The organism is Acinetobacter sp. CAU_H_S170_2, from assembly GCF_058890445.1.
The window spans coordinates 1,076,177-1,092,940 of record NZ_JBZYAE010000001.1 but is presented as its reverse complement, the minus strand read 5'-3'; the positions used below and the strand labels follow the sequence as shown (position 1 = coordinate 1,092,940).

Below are 16,764 nucleotides of genomic sequence, written 5' to 3'. Positions count from 1 at the left end.
TATTGTGTTCACATTCAAGTAAGTAATTTCGACTCCTATATTTTATTAAACTATGTCTATACAAGAAAAAGAAACGTCCAATAGTCTCTATCGCCAATGGCAAATTTTGTCTCGCCTTTCCACTGGAAAATGGATGGGGACTCGAGAGCTGCAAGAGATTTTACAACGTGAAGGCATCGATATTACTTTGCGAACCATTCAACGTGATTTAAACCAAATCTCTCAACGCTTCCCGATTGAAAACAATGGGGCTGTGCCTCAAGGTTGGCGTTGGCGTTCTGATGCTCCAATTCAAAGCTTACCGCACATGACCAGCTCTCAAGCGGTGACGTTTATGATGGTTGAAGAACACCTTAAACATCTTCTTCCTCCAAGCTTAATTGAAGAAATGAATCCATGGTTTGACTTAGCACGTCGTAGCCTCTCTACCCAAAATAATGTGCGCCAATGGATTAACCGCGTACGCATTGTCCCTGCGACACAACCGCTGATTCCCCCGATTGTGGAGAAAACAGCACAACAAGCCATCTATGAAGGACTACTCCAAGACAAACAGCTGGAATGCGTTTATCAAGGCTTAAACCAAGCGGCTGAAGCAAAAACCTATACCCTCAACCCTCTGGCACTGGTTCAAAAAGGTGCAATTATTTATCTGATTTGTACCCGCCACGACAAAACTGATATTCAAACCTTTGCACTGCACCGTTTCAAATCAGCGACGGTTTTAAACACTCGTGCCTTACACCCAGTCAATTTTGATATCGATGAATACATCGAATCAGGTGCATTAGGTTTCCGTGTAGATTTTTCAAAACCTACAGAAACCGTTGCACTTACCCTGACCATGAATGAAATAGATGCGCTGTATTTGGAAGAAACCAAACTCAGTACCAATCAGGTTTTAGAACCGCTTGGAAATGGGCAAATCTTGGTTCATGCGACCGTCCCTTTTACCAATCAACTGGTGTGGTGGTTACGTAGTTTTGGTCATAAGATTAGCCACATTGAACCCAAAGAAGTTCGTGATGCAGTTAATCAGACCATCACCGACTAAAATAAAAAAAGCCCCAAGTATTCGGGGCTTTACAGTCTTTTTGGTATTAGATATTTGAATTGCTTGGGTTTGTCGTTTTCATTGCTCATCTTGGTTTAATGCCTCCCCTAAACCAAGATAAGTGTGCTGTTTTTGGTGATTGATACAAACTAGCATTGGCATGCAAGCTCTCCACTGTTAAAACGGATCGATTTCATCGTCATAGTGTTGACCTCATGTTAAGAACGTAGAATCAATTTAAAATATGGCGATACTTTTGTGAAATAACATGATTGGCTATTTTTATCTGTTTTTATCTTAAACAACTCTTTTGCTTTGTTTATCTTTCAAAACAAAAAGCCAGCCTTATGGTCAGCAGGCTTATGATTAGACCCTTGCATTTCCAATATGGATTGCAAGAACCTTTCGGCAGTAATCGTTACAAATCATCCGCTTTTATTTCTTCCAAAATTGCCACTTGCTACGTTTAGGCCGCTTTTCTTCAATACGCACCAATCCCTTGAGTGCTTCATTATTGATTCTGTCATACATTTTTAAATATTCAGGATTCAACTGCTCTCCGATATATTCAGGCGTATACGATGTACAAGGTTTTCGTAATGAGCGCTCATACCATTTTTGTGCAACGTCTAAATCGGCATTAAAATAGAGCCCTTTTTCATACAAATAGCCAATTTTACATTCCGCATGTTGGTCTTTCTGATCAGCCGCTTTTTGAATCCAATATACGGCTTCTTCCAAACTTTTCTCAGTGTACAAGCCATTTAAATACCAATATCCCACTTGATATTGTGAAGATGCCTCACCTTTTTGGGCATTCAGTAAAAATAGTTTGAAGAATAGTTGTTTGGCTTCATCCATATGCAGAAATGAATCAATCTTTCGGATTTGTTCATTAATCTGATCAATTGAGTAGTCCCGTGCATTTTTGAGAACATGTTGAGCCTGTTGCAGTGGACTTTCTTCGGTAAAGGATGCGATTAATTGCATTGCTTCTGCCTGCATCTCATCTATCCCACTGATACGCGCATCCAGTACGACATTTAAATGTTTTCGAGCCAATTCGAAGTCTTGCTCAACACCTCGCCCCTCTAAATACATACGGCCCAAACTTAAATCTGCCGCTATGACCTGACCTACTACTTGTTGATACAGTCCAATTGCCATATCTAGGTCCAGCGGTACACCTAAACCTTGCTCATACTTATCCGCTAAATTATTGATCGCAACGGGATTACCCAGATCAGCAGATTTTTGATACCAATAGACACATTGTTCGTAGTCTCGCTTTGTCCCGATACCATCTTGATACATCCAGCCTAAATGATAATAAGCATTTGCTAAAACAGCTTTTTCAGTTTCAGGCGCTTGTGATGAGATTCGATGATACAAATAGAATGCTCGTGCCGAGTGAATCACATGTTCGCTCACAACACCATAATTTGGATAAACTGAATTTACCAAGAAACAGGTTAACCAACCAAAACGATAATTAGCCGCCAACCCCAATGTGGCTGCCCAACAACCCTGTTCGGAGGACTGCTCCAAGAGCTGCAAACTTTTTTGTAAATCTTGTTCAGTGCCTTGACCTCGTGCATAACATCCCGCCAACTGATATAGCGCAATGCTATCCATTTTGGATGCGGCTTCTCGATACCAGTTAAAACTTCCTTCCAGACTTTTTTGTAAAATTCCACCAATGAATAATTACTGTGCTAACTGACACATCGCAGGGGTATAACCCGACTGAGCGGATTGACGTAGGAAATCAATATAGAGCTGAAACTCACGCTCTTGGTAGGCTTGATCTGCCAAATAATATTGATAAATACCCCGATATTGCTCGGCTTTACCTCTAATTAATTGAAGGATTAACGCTCCATGTCCAGTTTCATGCTCAGAGAAATACTCAATTCGTTCAATCAATCCCAAACTTTTAGACACTTGCTCCAAGGGTAGAAACCATCGTGTAATGGTATAGAGTCCCGGAACATCTTGCATTTTCACAATGTCAGAAGATGGCTCAGGATCTTCGGGTCGGACTAAAGCTCTCAGCATCTGCATAGGAGATTCAGCTTGTGGTGGCATTAAATTCACTCCAACCACCTCACCATTATTGGTTTTAGCAACCTCCCAAACTTTCATAATGGCTTGATCAAATTGATAAAACTCACCACTTTGATTGAGCCAGATAACCACATCACCCGCGCGAATCTCTTCTCCGCTTTTATAATGTAATGACATAATTCACCTTATTTTTTATTGTATATTACCCCTGCGCAGATTTTACCCAAAAAAAAAGCCCGCATAAAGCGGACTTTTTCAATAACTTTCAAAGATTAAGCAGATTTTTTCGCTTGTGTATTTTTACGGATCGTAATCATGATCAATTGCACTGCTGCAGGTGTTACCCCCGGAATACGATTTGCTTGAGCCAATGTCTCAGGACGTACATCTTTCAATTTTAAAGTAATTTCACGAGATAAACCTGAAACCACATCATAATTAAAATCGGCTGGAATTTTAGTTTCTTCCAAACGCTTCATTTGCGCAACGTCTTCATGCTGACGGTTAATATAACCTGCATATTTCACCGCGATTTCAATTTGATCGCCCACTTGTGCAGACACTTCTGAACCTGTGAGTTCCGCAATTTGAGCAAATGAAATATTCGGACGTTTTAACAAATCAATCGCAGAACACTCTTTCGATAAATCCGCACCTGTCATTTCGACAAACTTTTTACCCATCGGGTTATTTGGTGCAGCCCAAAGGTGTTGTAAGCGACCAGTTTCTTGTTCAACGGCTTCCATTTTTTCACAGTAAGCTGCCCAACGCACATCATCCACCAAGCCCATTTCACGACCCACTGGCGTTAAACGTTGATCCGCATTGTCTTCACGTAGCATCAAACGATATTCGGCACGTGAAGTAAACATACGGTACGGTTCTTTCGTACCGAGCGTAATCAAGTCATCTACCAATACACCCATATAGGCTTCATCACGTTTTGGTGTCCATTGCTCTTGATCCCACGCACGACGCGCAGCGTTTAAGCCTGCAAGCAAGCCTTGTGCACCTGCCTCTTCATAACCTGTCGTACCATTAATTTGACCAGCAAAGTACAAGTTATTAATGGCTTTGGTTTCTAAAGTAAACTTCAATGCTTGCGGGTTGAAATAATCGTACTCGATAGCATAGCCCGGACGTAAAATGTGCGCATTTTCCATCCCGCGAATTGAACGAACCAGCTCAAACTGCACATCAAACGGAAGTGAAGTTGAAATACCATTTGGATAAAGCTCATGTGTATCTAGACCTTCAGGCTCTAAGAATACTTGGTGTGAGTCTTTATCTGCAAAACGGTGAATTTTGTCTTCAATGGATGGGCAGTAACGTGGCCCCACACCTTCAATAACACCAGTGTACATCGGTGAACGGTCTAAACCGCCGCGGATGATGTCATGGGTTTTTTCATTGGTATGGGTAATATAACAATTCACTTGTTCAGGGTGCATAGATGCATCACCCATGAATGACATAGTCGGTGATGGGAAGTCACCCGGCTGTGGAATCATCACAGAAAAATCAACCGAACGCGCATCAATACGTGGTGGCGTACCTGTCTTTAAACGACCCACTGGCAAATTCAATTCACGTAAACGGTGTGCCAGTGAAATTGAAGGTGGATCACCTGCACGGCCGCCACTTGATTTTTCAAGACCAACGTGGATTACACCACCCAAGAACGTCCCTGCGGTGAGTACAACTGTTTTCGCATCAAAGCGAATACCCGTTTGAGTTACAACGCCCTTTACAGTATCACCCTCAACAATCAGGTCGTCTGCGGCTTGTTGGAAAATATCGAGATTTGCTTGGTTTTCTAAAGTGTCACGAATCGCGGCTTTATAGCGAATACGGTCTGCCTGTGCACGTGTTGCACGAACGGCTGCACCTTTACGTGAGTTTAGGATACGGAACTGAATACCACCTTTATCGGCAGCCAATGCCATTGCACCGCCCAAGGCATCAATTTCACGCACCAAATGCGATTTACCAATACCACCAATTGCTGGATTACAGCTCATCTGCCCTAAAGTCTCAATATTATGAGTTAAGAGTAAAGTCTGTCGCCCCATACGTGCCGCAGCCAATGCTGCTTCTGTACCTGCGTGACCGCCGCCGATAACAATGACATCGTAAACTTTAGGATAATGCATAGTGGTAAAGGAGATTAAAAAATGATAACGAAAGATTATAGCAAATTTTCGATTGTAAGTTGACAGATTCCGTGGAATTTATTGTATATACGGTGCTGTGCTTACTGCGCCAGCGCTAGGTTTATGTAATTTTACTTGCAGAGTAGTAGCAAAAACTCAACAAAGGATGCGTTTTGTTACCTGAAAAGCCTTGTATTAATTTGATCATTTTTTATCCTATAAGTTGATCATACAACAACCAAAGGTAAGCATTATGAATAAGAAGATTCTTTTTTCATCCATTCTCTGCGGTTTATTTTTTTCGCCTTTTGTATCAGCCAACGACAAAGTTGAAAAGGTCTATGATAGTCAACGTTATCAACAAGTCTGTAAAGGTAAGTCACAAGGAACAGCGGTTAGTTTTGCCTATCGAGGCATTATTTGGAATGGTACCTGTGAACCTCAATTTTTCCCAAGCTCAAAAAATGCCAATATTCATGGTGATGAAGCTGAGTTAGCCAGCATTTGCCAAGGCGACTCAAAAGCGACATCAATCAATATCGAAGGTAAAGAAATCAAAGGCAAATGTGCCCTTGGTTTTGTAGCACCTAAACCAAGAATGTAAGCAAAACAACTTAAAGTTCATGCTGTATTGAGGGTAAAAAATAGTCCATTTTTTGCCCTTTTTTCTACCTTGTAAATTATTGAATTCTGTATACACTCAAAAACACAAAAGATAAAAACGAATAAAAAAGGTATTCCATGGATTCGGAATTGTTTACAGTTTTTTTGCCTTTGACTTTGGCATTAATGATGATGGGTCTTGGTTTACACCTACGCCCAGCTGATTTTTATCGCCTCACACTACACCCCAAAGTCATTTTCATCGCGTTATTTTCACAGTTGGTACTGCTGGTGGGCATTGCGTTCCTGATTTGTCAATTTTTAAATTTAGCGCCTATTTTCGCGATTGGTTTGATGCTCGTTGCAGCCTCACCGGGCGGACCAACGTCAAATCTATTGACCTATTTATTTAAAGGTGATGTTGCGCTCAACATTACTCTTACAGCCACGAACTCCATCATTTCAACACTGACCCTTCCTTTTATTATTAATTTTTCACTGATGTACTTTCTACAAACATCACAACCCGTTGACATGCCGGCCATGAAAATGATGAAGGTATTTTTCATCACTCTACTTCCAGTCAGTATGGGCATGTTTTTACGTTATTACTTTCCAAAACTTGCCGACAAATTAAACCGCCCAATGCGTATTTTGTCTGCAAGCTGTCTTCTTTTTATCTTTTTTCTCGCACTGTACTTAGAGCGACATAATTTTGTTGAATATGTGTTTGAGATTGGGCCTGCCGTAGCCTTATTCTGCTTCTGTAGCATGTTTATTGGTTTTTTTGTGCCACATCTTGCCAATATTCCAGAAAAACAAGCCTTAACCTGCTCTTTTGAGATCACCATTCACAACACCGCACTTGCCATTACGGTTGCCCTGTCAGTCTTAGGCAACACCGCCATGGCTATTCCTGCCGGTATTTATTCTATTTTCATGTTTGTATTTGCTGCGTTATTGGGCCTATTAATCTCGCGAAGAAATGACAGTTTATTTTTGAAGAAAGAGACCGCAGCTGAATAATTTCACGGTCATGATTTATATAATTTTAAGGAGAATATACACCTATGGATTCAGGAATTATAACGATTATGTTACCCCTAGCTCTTGCCATCATCATGATTGGTTTGGGCTTAGAGTTAACCCCGAAGGATTTTGCACGCGTCAGCAAACATCCCAAAGCAGTATTGGTTGCTTTATTTTGTCAGTTGGTACTTCTTGTTGGGATTGCCTTTGTAATTTGCAAAGTACTCAACTTACCGCCACTGCTTGCCGTCGGCTTAATGCTCTTAGCAGCTTCTCCAGGTGGTAGTACTGCAAACTTATTTAGCTATTTGTTTAAAGGTGATATTGCGCTCAATATTACTTTAACCGCAATTAACTCCGTTATTGCAGCGTTTACCTTGCCGCTAATTGTCAACTTTGCCATTCAGTACTTTATGCAGGATGGACAACACGTCAGTATGCAGTTTAGTAAAATCTTGCAGGTATTCTCGATTATTCTTATCCCCGTCTGTATTGGTATGTTGATTCGCCACTATGCACCTTCTTTTACCAAGAAGCTGAATAAGCCATTGCGTATTTTTTCTGTTGTATTTTTGGTCTTAATCATTGTTGGAGCAATAGCCAAAGAACGCGCACATATTCTGGAGTATCTGACTCAGGTCGGTTTAGCCACCGTCATTTTCTGTATTTGTAGTTTAATGATTGGTTATTTTGTACCGAGACTACTGGGGATCAACAGTGCTCAAGCACGGGCTTGTGCCTTTGAAATTGGCATTCATAACAGCACCCTTGCCATGACCATTGCACTCACCGTGATGGCCAGTACCACCATTGCCATGCCTGCAGCGGTCTATTCTATTTTTATGTATATCTTTGCTGCCATCTTTGGGACATTACTCAACCGTTTTGCCCCATCGGTTCAAACCAGTACAGAACAAGCCTAGAACAGGTGTAGATCTAAGGATGCTTCGGCATCCTTTTTTATTTTGAGGAATGCTGTCGAACTGCCCCCTGTTCCGCTACAATATTTATTTATACATAAATATTAGGTTATTCCTGTGAAGTGGTTACAAATTCATATTACGGTTGATCAAGCGCAAGTCGATTTTACTGAAACCCTTTTAGAATCTTTGGGTGCAGTCAGTGTCACATTAGATGATGCAGAAAACCAAGACTTACTTGAACCACTTCCAGGTGAAACGCCACTTTGGAATAAAGTCATTGTGACAGGTATCTATGCGCAAGAAGACGACGAAGAAATTGATGTCAATGCATTAGAAACGTTTATTCGCACTCAAATGCCTGATGCACCGATGCGTAGCGAATTTCTTGAAGACCAAGAATGGGAACGCACATGGATGGATGCCTACGAACCAATTCAAATTGCAGACAAATACTGGATCGTTCCTGAATGGATGGAAGCACCAGAACCGGATGCAGTGAACATTAAACTTGATCCAGGCTTAGCGTTTGGTACGGGGAACCATGCATCTACTTTTCTTTGCCTGCAGTGGTTAGGTAAAACTGATGTTAAAGATAAAATCGTGATCGACTATGGTTGCGGTTCAGGTATTTTAGGGGTTGCTGCTCTACTCCTAGGTGCAAAAAAAGTCTATGCGACAGATATTGATCCACAAGCAATTTTAGCCACTGAACAAAATGCGGCACTCAATGGCGTGGCTGAGAACCTTTATGTCGGCTTACCAGACGAGTTCAATTTAGAGCTGGCTGACCAAAAAGCAGATGTCTTTGTTGCAAATATTTTGGCAGGCCCGCTTATGATGTTAGCGCCAGAATTCGCAACTTTGGTCAAATCTGAGGGAGAGTTCGCACTTGCAGGTGTAATTGAAGAGCAAGTTTCTGATGTTTCTAGTGTTTATTCTGAGTTTTTTGATATATTAGAGGTCGAGAAACGTGATGAAAACTGGTGCCGAATCTCGGGTAAACGCCACACCCTTTAAATGAACTCTTAATACACTATGAGCGACAAACAAACCTCTTGCCCTAAATGCCTAACCATCTACAAAGTAAGTGTTGCACAACTCACTGTTGCGCAAGGTATGGTTTGTTGCCCAAAGTGTTCGATGACCTTTAATGCGCTCTCGCATTTAACCACGGGTCATACTTTTGACACAGGTGAGGAAAGATCGTCGAATCAGAATGACATGAGCATGTCTTCAAATTCAGCATTTTCCTCTCCTCGTATAGACAGCATTCATTTTGATTTATCACAATCTGCTGCACTTTCAATGTCGACATCAAATTTGCTTGATATTTTCAACCTGAAAGTTGAGCACTCCAACATTGACCTCAAAACTTATTTAAACAATTTAAACTATTTTAGTACCGACCCGATTGGTAACTATCCTGCCATGAATTTGGCAGACAACAATCCAGCGAAACCGCAAAAAAGCCCGATGTACTATATGCTTTGGGGTATGATTAACTTCAGCTTATTGGCTTTATTGTGTTTCCAATACTTATGGTTTAACCCACATATCCTCAATAACAGCCCCGCATTAGGTGCAACCTATAATAAAATTTGTCTCGTACTGAACTGTAGCAGCCTACAAGAACGTTACAGTCTGATCAGCATTAATAAATTAAAAGTAAAACGTGTAGACGCACAGAAAACTCAATTTTCAGGTGAACTGATCAATTATCATGACACCAGTCTTCCCCTACCAGATCTTAAGGTCATTTTAAAAGTGGATGGTGAAGTCGATTCAACCTATCAACTACATGCAAATGAATATTTGATTGATAGTCTCGTTGGAATCAAACGAATTCCTAAAAATAGTCCGTTCAAATTCAAATTTAGCCTGCCAGTTAGCCGTAAAAGCTTCAATCATTACAGTTTAGAAATAGTCCAGCCCTAAAATTTAAAAAAAATGTAAAAAAAGTGAAAAAAAATGCAGTTTTCTTGCTCACTTTTTCTTAGACAATGGTATGATACGCGCCACAAAAGCTTAGTGCTGCAATCTCCTCAGTCTTTTAATACAAATAGAACATCAGCAAAAATGCGCGTTATCGAAATATCGCGTATTGAGCAGATTTTTTTGTTAAAAAAAGGTCGGTAACAAATATTTAACTATTGTTACGCTTATATTTCGACCAACTTAGCGATATTGTGGCATGCTAAATGTACAGTTTTAGAACTAGTCGTTTTAGGATCTAAAACGAAGTTCATTTTAATTTTAGACCACTTTATATATGTCACTTTACCCAAGTGATATATAGATTTTTCGGATTACTTCGCATGAATAGCAAATCTCCTATTTTTACTGCACAGTCTGATGTCGCTCTTCGTATTCACGTAGATCGCGCAGTTCGCCACTATTTTGCACAACTGCAAGGCGAGCAACCATCTCAGGTCTACGACATGGTGCTGGCAGAAATGGAGAAACCTCTTCTATCTGTAGTTTTAGAATATACCCGCGGTAACCAAACACGTGCTGCGGAGATTCTAGGACTTAACCGTGGAACTTTACGTAAAAAGTTAAAAGCTCACGGTTTAATGAGTGAATAAATGATAAAATGCTTGCGGCTTCCGCGGGCATTTTTTTTACCTGCTATTTTTGACTTTTTGTTTTAATTCTTGATAACTGTGACGAAGATCATGACCATTAAACGCGCTTTAATCTCTGTTTCCGATAAAACTGGCATTGTAGAGTTCGCTCAAAACCTTGTTGCTCTAGGGGTAGAAATTTTATCTACTGGCGGTACATATAAGTTGTTAAAAGACAACAATATCGCTGTAGTTGAAGTTTCAGAGCATACGGGTTTCCCAGAAATGATGGATGGTCGTGTAAAAACGCTACACCCGAAAATTCATGGTGGTATCTTAGCTCGTCGCGGTCTAGACGAAGCTGTGATGGCTGAACACAATATTGATGCGATCGATCTTGTGGTTGTGAACCTTTATCCATTTGCTGCAACTGTCGCTAAACCGAACTGCTCACTTGCAGATGCGATTGAAAATATCGACATCGGCGGCCCAACCATGGTGCGTGCTGCTGCGAAAAACCATGCTTCTGTCGGTATTGTGGTCAATGCTACAGACTATGACACTGTTATTGCTGAGCTAAAAGCAAATGGTGCTTTGTCTTACGAAACTCGTTTTGACTTAGCCGTTAAAGCATTTGAACATACAGCACAATATGATGGCATGATTGCTTCTTACCTAGGCGCTCGCGTAGGCAAAGAAGAAGGTCAAGCAGACAAGTTCGCACGTACCTTTAATACACAATTAAATAAAGCTCAAGACTTGCGTTATGGTGAAAACCCGCATCAGTCAGCAGCATTCTATGTAGAAAGTACAGCAACTGAAGCATCTGTTTCAACAGCGAAACAACTTCAAGGTAAAGAACTTTCTTATAACAACATTGCAGACACAGATGCCGCACTTGAATGTGTGAAATCATTTGCAAAACCTGCTTGTGTCATCGTTAAACACGCAAACCCATGTGGCGTTGCTGTGTCTTTAGATGGTATTCAAGCGGCATATGACTTGGCTTATGCGACAGATCCTGAATCAGCTTTTGGCGGTATCATTGCATTCAACCGTGAATTAGATGTTGCAACTGCACAAGCGATTGTTGACCGCCAGTTTGTGGAAGTGATCATTGCACCAAGCATTGCTGAAGGCGTACTTGAAGTCACTGGCGCGAAGAAAAATGTTCGTGTTCTCGTTTGTGGTGAATTACCGGCACTTGATGAACGTGCGCCACAACTTGACTATAAACGCGTAAATGGCGGTTTATTGGTTCAAGACCAAGACTTAGGCATGATCACCAAAGATGATTTAAAAGTCGTGACGAAACGCGCACCAACGGATGCTGAGATTGATGATTTGATCTTTGCATGGAAAGTTGCGAAATACGTAAAATCAAATGCCATTGTTTATGCTAAAGGTCGTCAAACCATTGGTGTAGGCGCAGGTCAAATGAGCCGTGTTAACTCAGCGCGTATTGCTGCGATTAAAGCGGAGCACGCAGGCTTAGTGGTTGAAGGTGCTGTAATGGCATCTGATGCATTCTTCCCATTCCGCGATGGTATTGATAATGCAGCGAAAGCAGGCATTAAATGTATTATCCAACCAGGCGGTTCTATGCGTGACGAAGAAACCATTGCTGCTGCAGATGAAGCAGGTATTGCAATGGTCTTCACGGGCATGCGCCACTTCCGTCATTAATTTACAATAATTCATATTCAAAAATCCCCCTAAATCCCCCTTTTTAAAGGGGGACTTGTCATGAATTAAAGGACTCTTTAAATTCGTGATGCCCCTCCCTTTTCAAAGGGAGGTTGGGAGGGATTAAAAAAGGATAGTAAGATGAACATTTTAGTTTTGGGTAATGGCGGTCGTGAACATGCGTTGGCATGGAAAATCGCGCAAGATGAAAAAGTTGCAAAAGTTTTTGTTGCACCAGGTAATGCAGGAACTGCAACAGAAAACAAATGTGAAAATGTTGCACTCAACATTTTAGACAATGCTGCAATTATCGACTTTGCAAAAAATAATGCAGTAGATTTGATTATTGTGGGTCCAGAAGCACCGCTTGTAAATGGTGTAGTGGATGCTTGCCGCGCGGCAGAGCTTCAAATTTGGGGGCCAACTCAATTTGCTGCCCAGTTAGAAGGCTCAAAAGCCTTTGCTAAGCACTTCTTAAAACGCCACAACATTCCTACTGCGTTCTACGATGTATTTACTGAAGTCGATGCAGCGAAAGCATTTGTTGAAAAAAATGGCGCGCCAATCGTGATCAAGGCCGATGGTCTTGCTGCGGGTAAAGGCGTAATTGTAGCCATGACTAATCAAGAAGCTTTTGATGCGATTGATGACATGTTGGCGGGCAACAAGTTTGGTGATGCTGGTTCTCGTGTTGTGATCGAAGAATTCCTTGCTGGTGAAGAAGCGTCTTTCATTTGTATGATTGATGGCGACAACATCTTACCAATGGCAACATCTCAAGACCATAAGCGTATTTTTGAAGGCGACCAAGGTCCAAACACGGGTGGTATGGGTGCTTACTCTCCTGCTCCTGTGGTGACTGCAGACGTATTTGAAAAAACCATGAATGAAGTGATGCGTCCTACCGTTGAAGGTATAAAAAAAGACGGTCACGTTTATACAGGTTTCTTATATGCAGGCTTGATGATTGATGACAAAGGTCAACCAAAAGTGATCGAGTTCAACTGTCGTTTTGGTGACCCTGAAACTCAGCCGATTATGATGCGTTTAAAATCTTCTTTGGTTGATCTGGTTGAAGCTGGTATTGCAGGTAATCTTCCAGCAGAAGCTGAATGGGATGAACGCAAATCAATTGGTATTGTCCTAGCAGCAGAAGGTTACCCAGAAACCGTTCGTCAAGGTGACGTCATCTCTGGTCTTGGTCAATCTCCTGAAAACACAAAAATCTTCCATGCGGGCACTACAATGAGTGCCGACGGTCGCATCTTGACTGCAGGTGGTCGTGTTTTATGTGTGACAGCTCTTGGTGATACCGTACTTGAAGCGCAAGTCAATGCTTTAGAGGTTTGTGGTCAAGTCACATTTACGGGTATGCAATACCGTACAGATATTGGTTATCGTGCGATTGCGCGTGAAAATACTTAAAAACATTCATACCGTAAAAACCCGCTAAATGCGGGTTTTTTTATTGCAAACCGCTGCGAATTTTTTTAAATATATCCGTATGAATATAAATCAAGTTCTACAGATGTAGCTATATTCATCCTGTATTCTGAGACATACTTTTTGCACTTTATACTCGTTATATCTATTTTTTGTATTTAGTTTAGATAAAATCTTATAAAGAACAAAATTTATGCAAATTATTATTTTTTAAATAGATTAATTAAAAATAATATATTGTTTTCATTATAAAATTATAAACAAAATTCAAATTACTAATCTTTAAATAAGATAAGTATTGAACTTTTATACTCTATATCGAATATTACTTTGTTGATATGATGTGCAAAATTTAACGATTGAGCAAAGATGTTTCTAGTGAGTTGAAAAAGTTAATCTTTTCCAAAGTGAAAGTACATATTCGACTGATATCGAATTGCACACTTGCAAAACTCACATTACAGTCATATGCATCAAATCAGGAATACCTGATTTAAAATCAATCGATCTCTCTATTGTTCAGCTAAGTTAAGCCTCGTTTGGGTGCTTACTCGGGAAGAAAAAATGAAAAAAATTCTAGGAATTGCGCTGGGTTTATCTGTTGTTTTAACGGGTTGTAGCAAACCTGAAGCACCTGTAGCAGATGCGGCTAAAACGGATACTGCAGCAGCTGAGCAAACAGTAACCATCGCATCGACTGGGTCTGATGCAGACATTTGGCGCTATATTGCAACTTTGCCAGAAACTAAAGCAGCTGGCTTAAAGCTAGACATTAAAAACTTCACTGACTATGTTGCAATGAACACTGCTGTTGCAAACAATGAAGTCGATGTCAATGCATTCCAATCTTATGCTTACCTTGTAGCATATAACGAAGCGAACACAGCGAAGATTGCTCCACTTTCAACGACCTACCTAGAGCCAATGGGCATCTATTCAAGCAAAGTAAAAACTCTGGCTGAATTTAAAAATGGTGCTACGATTGCAATTCCAAATGATGGTGCGAACGAATCACGTGCATTGTTATTATTACAATCTGCGGGTCTAGTGAAGTTAAAAAATGACTTTGACTTCGTGAAAGGCACTTCGAAAGACATTGTTGAAAACAACAAAGCTCTCGTCATCAAGCCAATTCAAATGGCAACAGCTGTACGTGTGAAAGACGAAGTTGATGCAATTGTTTTGGGTAATACCCTTGCAATGGAAGGTGGTCTAAACGTATTGAAAGATGCGATTTATTATGAGCCAATCGACCAAACCACGAAAATGAACGTCAACGTTCTTGCTGTGGCTGAAGCGCGTCAAAACGACCCTGTACTGAAAAAAGTTGGTGAGCTTTACCATGTCGCTGCAGTAGGCAAATATGTTCAAGAACATTTTGGCGGCACAAAAATTGATGTGAACAAGCCAGTAAGCTACCTTACTCAAGCTAAATAGTAATATAATCAAATCAACGAAACAGGCAAAGTCTCTTTGCCTGTTTTTTCATTTTTGTGTAGTTTTTGACGATATGATTCAATTTAAAAACATTTCAAAGCACTATCAGCTGAAAGGCCAAACCATTCTTGCACTGGACCAAATCAATTTGGATATTCCAGAAGGTAGTATTTTTGGCGTTATTGGCTATAGTGGTGCAGGTAAAAGTACCCTCATTCGTTTGATCAATTTACTTGAACGTCCAACCGAAGGCCAAGTAATTATCAATCAGAAAGACTTTACTGCATTAGATGCAAAAGCATTACGTCAAGAACGTGCAAATATTGGCATGATTTTCCAGCATTTTAATTTACTGCAAACCAAAACCGTTGCAGCCAATATTGAAATGCCAATGAAACTTTTAGGTTATAGCAAAGCTGAACGTGAAAAACGTTTGAATGAGCTACTTGAGTTTATTGATCTCAAACACAAAAAAGAAGCTTATCCAGACGAGCTCTCGGGTGGTCAAAAACAACGTGTCGGTATTGCACGTGCGCTTGCCAACCATCCTAAAATATTACTTTGTGACGAAGCGACTTCTGCACTAGACCCACAAACCACCAAGTCAGTTTTAGACTTGCTCAAAAAAATCAATCAAGAGCAAGGTATTACCATCGTCATGGTGACGCATGAAATGGATGTGATCCAAAGCATCTGCTCACATGTAGCCGTGATGGAACTCGGTAAAGTGGTTGAAACTGGAAAAACAGTGGACCTGTTTAGTCGTCCACAACATGCAACGACACAGAATTTTATTCAAACGATTTTGCATCAACAACTACCTATTAAGCTTCTGAATAACCTCGAACATAAGCATCATCATAGTATTTACCGCTTACAATTTCTGGGTAACTCTGCCCACGAAACCGTAATTCAAAACTTAATTAAGCAGTTTGATATTAGTCTGAATATCCTATTTGCCAACATGATTGAAATTGATGGCAATGTGATTGGACAAATGTTTGTTCAGCTCTTGGGCGATGAAAGCCTGATCGCTGAAGCAGTTGAGTTTTTAAAACAACATGGTGTGGCTGTTGAACAATCAGGAGAGCTGGCATGAGAGATTTAATTGTCCAGTGGTTAACTCAAATCACAGCACCTTTTTGGAAAAGCTCTTTATCGATTGATCAGTTTATTACCGCTTTGCAAGAAACATTTCATATGGTGTTTTTTGCAATGCTGTTTGGCTGTATTTGGGGCTTTATTCAAGCTATCATTTTATTGGTCACACGTCCTGATGGTATTTTGCCAAATAAAGCGATTTATCACAGCCTCAACCCGATTGTGAATGCCCTGCGCTCTCTGCCCTTTATTATTTTGCTGATTGCGGTTTTACCTTTAACCAAACTCATCGTCGGTACATCGATTGGCACTTGGGCTGCAATTGTTCCGCTCACCATTTATGTTGGACCTTACATTGGTCGTTTGGTGGAAACTTCATTACTTGAAGTGAATGAAGGGATTATCGAATCTGCACAAGCCATGGGTGCAACTCCGCTACAAATCATCTTTAAGTTTATTTTACCTGAAGCACGCAGTTCACTGATTTTAAACTTAACCACAGCCACGATTAGCTTAATTGGTGCCACAGCGATGGCTGGTGCAGTGGGTGCAGGCGGTATTGGCGACCTTGCTATTTCTTATGGTTATCAACGTTTTGACACCAGTGTCGTGATCCTCACGGTGATTGTGCTGTTGATCATGGTGCAAATTGTACAATCCGTTGGCGATTGGCTGTCTAAACTACGCTAACAAAATTAAGCTCT

General features: G+C 40.7%; 15 protein-coding genes. 12 read left to right on the top strand and 3 right to left on the bottom strand.

Annotated features, from left to right (window positions below):
• The first annotated feature begins 52 nt into the window (after positions 1–52).
• Entirely contained in the window at positions 53–1,054 is a 1,002-nt protein-coding gene (locus tag AC5EUN_RS05340) for a helix-turn-helix transcriptional regulator (protein WP_029575055.1), read from the top strand.
• 435 nt (positions 1,055–1,489) lie between these two features.
• On the opposite strand, the gene AC5EUN_RS05335 is transcribed toward AC5EUN_RS05340, so the two are convergent.
• The 3 genes from AC5EUN_RS05335 to mnmG form a co-directional block, all read right to left on the bottom strand.
• Positions 1,490–2,689: a tetratricopeptide repeat protein gene (locus AC5EUN_RS05335; RefSeq protein ID WP_010327045.1), complete on the bottom strand. Its 1,200-nt coding sequence runs from the start codon at positions 2,687–2,689 to the stop codon at positions 1,490–1,492.
• Between the two features lie 72 nt (positions 2,690–2,761).
• The gene (locus AC5EUN_RS05330; protein ID WP_010327046.1) at positions 2,762–3,298 is read right to left on the bottom strand and encodes a hypothetical protein; all 537 of its coding nucleotides are present in this window, start codon (positions 3,296–3,298) and stop codon (positions 2,762–2,764) included.
• A gap of 95 nt (positions 3,299–3,393) precedes the next feature.
• A complete protein-coding gene (gene mnmG, locus AC5EUN_RS05325) occupies positions 3,394–5,274 on the bottom strand; it encodes a tRNA uridine-5-carboxymethylaminomethyl(34) synthesis enzyme MnmG (RefSeq protein WP_010327047.1) in 1,881 nt (626 codons plus the stop codon).
• A gap of 253 nt (positions 5,275–5,527) precedes the next feature.
• On the opposite strand from mnmG, the gene AC5EUN_RS05320 reads away from it, so the two are divergent.
• The 11 genes from AC5EUN_RS05320 (at position 5,528) to AC5EUN_RS05270 (ending at position 16,750) form a co-directional block, all read left to right on the top strand.
• A complete protein-coding gene (locus AC5EUN_RS05320) occupies positions 5,528–5,878 on the top strand; it encodes a hypothetical protein (protein ID WP_004696401.1) in 351 nt (116 codons plus the stop codon).
• Positions 5,879–6,015: 137 nt separating this feature from the next.
• The gene (locus tag AC5EUN_RS05315; protein WP_010327048.1) at positions 6,016–6,903 is read left to right on the top strand and encodes a bile acid:sodium symporter family protein; all 888 of its coding nucleotides are present in this window, start codon (positions 6,016–6,018) and stop codon (positions 6,901–6,903) included.
• 44 nt (positions 6,904–6,947) lie between these two features.
• Entirely contained in the window at positions 6,948–7,829 is an 882-nt protein-coding gene (locus AC5EUN_RS05310) for a bile acid:sodium symporter family protein (RefSeq protein WP_010327049.1), read from the top strand.
• Between the two features lie 114 nt (positions 7,830–7,943).
• The gene (gene prmA, locus AC5EUN_RS05305) at positions 7,944–8,846 is read left to right on the top strand and encodes a 50S ribosomal protein L11 methyltransferase (RefSeq protein ID WP_004696394.1); all 903 of its coding nucleotides are present in this window, start codon (positions 7,944–7,946) and stop codon (positions 8,844–8,846) included.
• An 18-nt stretch (positions 8,847–8,864) separates the two neighbouring features.
• Complete coding sequence (locus tag AC5EUN_RS05300) at positions 8,865–9,764, top strand: MJ0042-type zinc finger domain-containing protein (RefSeq protein ID WP_010327050.1); 900 nt, start codon at positions 8,865–8,867, stop codon at positions 9,762–9,764.
• Positions 9,765–10,144: 380 nt separating this feature from the next.
• Positions 10,145–10,414 carry a DNA-binding transcriptional regulator Fis gene (gene fis, locus AC5EUN_RS05295; protein ID WP_001086304.1) on the top strand — a complete coding sequence of 90 codons (270 nt, stop codon included), beginning with the start codon at positions 10,145–10,147 and terminating at the stop codon, positions 10,412–10,414.
• Between the two features lie 90 nt (positions 10,415–10,504).
• Positions 10,505–12,079 carry a bifunctional phosphoribosylaminoimidazolecarboxamide formyltransferase/IMP cyclohydrolase gene (gene purH / locus AC5EUN_RS05290; RefSeq protein ID WP_029575056.1) on the top strand — a complete coding sequence of 525 codons (1,575 nt, stop codon included), beginning with the start codon at positions 10,505–10,507 and terminating at the stop codon, positions 12,077–12,079.
• A gap of 141 nt (positions 12,080–12,220) precedes the next feature.
• Positions 12,221–13,504 (top strand): phosphoribosylamine--glycine ligase, encoded by a 1,284-nt coding sequence (gene purD, locus AC5EUN_RS05285; RefSeq protein ID WP_010327052.1) that lies wholly within the window; start codon positions 12,221–12,223, stop codon positions 13,502–13,504.
• Positions 13,505–14,086: 582 nt separating this feature from the next.
• Complete coding sequence (locus AC5EUN_RS05280) at positions 14,087–14,959, top strand: MetQ/NlpA family ABC transporter substrate-binding protein (protein WP_010327053.1); 873 nt, start codon at positions 14,087–14,089, stop codon at positions 14,957–14,959.
• 73 nt (positions 14,960–15,032) lie between these two features.
• Complete coding sequence (locus AC5EUN_RS05275; protein ID WP_010327054.1) at positions 15,033–16,058, top strand: methionine ABC transporter ATP-binding protein; 1,026 nt, start codon at positions 15,033–15,035, stop codon at positions 16,056–16,058.
• Entirely contained in the window at positions 16,055–16,750 is a 696-nt protein-coding gene (locus AC5EUN_RS05270) for a methionine ABC transporter permease (protein ID WP_004696373.1), read from the top strand. Before AC5EUN_RS05275 ends, AC5EUN_RS05270 begins: the two co-directional genes overlap by 4 nt.
• Positions 16,751–16,764: the final 14 nt, after the last annotated feature.

Bases quoted from the DNA above. Each gene is read 5' to 3' on its own strand.
- AC5EUN_RS05340 (WP_029575055.1), top strand. From the start codon at position 53: ATGTCTATACAAGAAAAAGAAACGTCCAATAGTCTCTATCGCCAATGG.
- AC5EUN_RS05335 (WP_010327045.1), bottom strand. From the start codon at position 2,689: ATGGATAGCATTGCGCTATATCAGTTGGCGGGATGTTATGCACGAGGT.
- AC5EUN_RS05330 (WP_010327046.1), bottom strand. From the start codon at position 3,298: ATGTCATTACATTATAAAAGCGGAGAAGAGATTCGCGCGGGTGATGTG.
- mnmG (WP_010327047.1), bottom strand. From the start codon at position 5,274: ATGCATTATCCTAAAGTTTACGATGTCATTGTTATCGGCGGCGGTCAC.
- AC5EUN_RS05320 (WP_004696401.1), top strand. From the start codon at position 5,528: ATGAATAAGAAGATTCTTTTTTCATCCATTCTCTGCGGTTTATTTTTT.
- AC5EUN_RS05315 (WP_010327048.1), top strand. From the start codon at position 6,016: ATGGATTCGGAATTGTTTACAGTTTTTTTGCCTTTGACTTTGGCATTA.
- AC5EUN_RS05310 (WP_010327049.1), top strand. From the start codon at position 6,948: ATGGATTCAGGAATTATAACGATTATGTTACCCCTAGCTCTTGCCATC.
- AC5EUN_RS05300 (WP_010327050.1), top strand. From the start codon at position 8,865: ATGAGCGACAAACAAACCTCTTGCCCTAAATGCCTAACCATCTACAAA.
- fis (WP_001086304.1), top strand. From the start codon at position 10,145: ATGAATAGCAAATCTCCTATTTTTACTGCACAGTCTGATGTCGCTCTT.
- purH (WP_029575056.1), top strand. From the start codon at position 10,505: ATGACCATTAAACGCGCTTTAATCTCTGTTTCCGATAAAACTGGCATT.
- purD (WP_010327052.1), top strand. From the start codon at position 12,221: ATGAACATTTTAGTTTTGGGTAATGGCGGTCGTGAACATGCGTTGGCA.
- AC5EUN_RS05280 (WP_010327053.1), top strand. From the start codon at position 14,087: ATGAAAAAAATTCTAGGAATTGCGCTGGGTTTATCTGTTGTTTTAACG.
- AC5EUN_RS05275 (WP_010327054.1), top strand. From the start codon at position 15,033: ATGATTCAATTTAAAAACATTTCAAAGCACTATCAGCTGAAAGGCCAA.
- AC5EUN_RS05270 (WP_004696373.1), top strand. From the start codon at position 16,055: ATGAGAGATTTAATTGTCCAGTGGTTAACTCAAATCACAGCACCTTTT.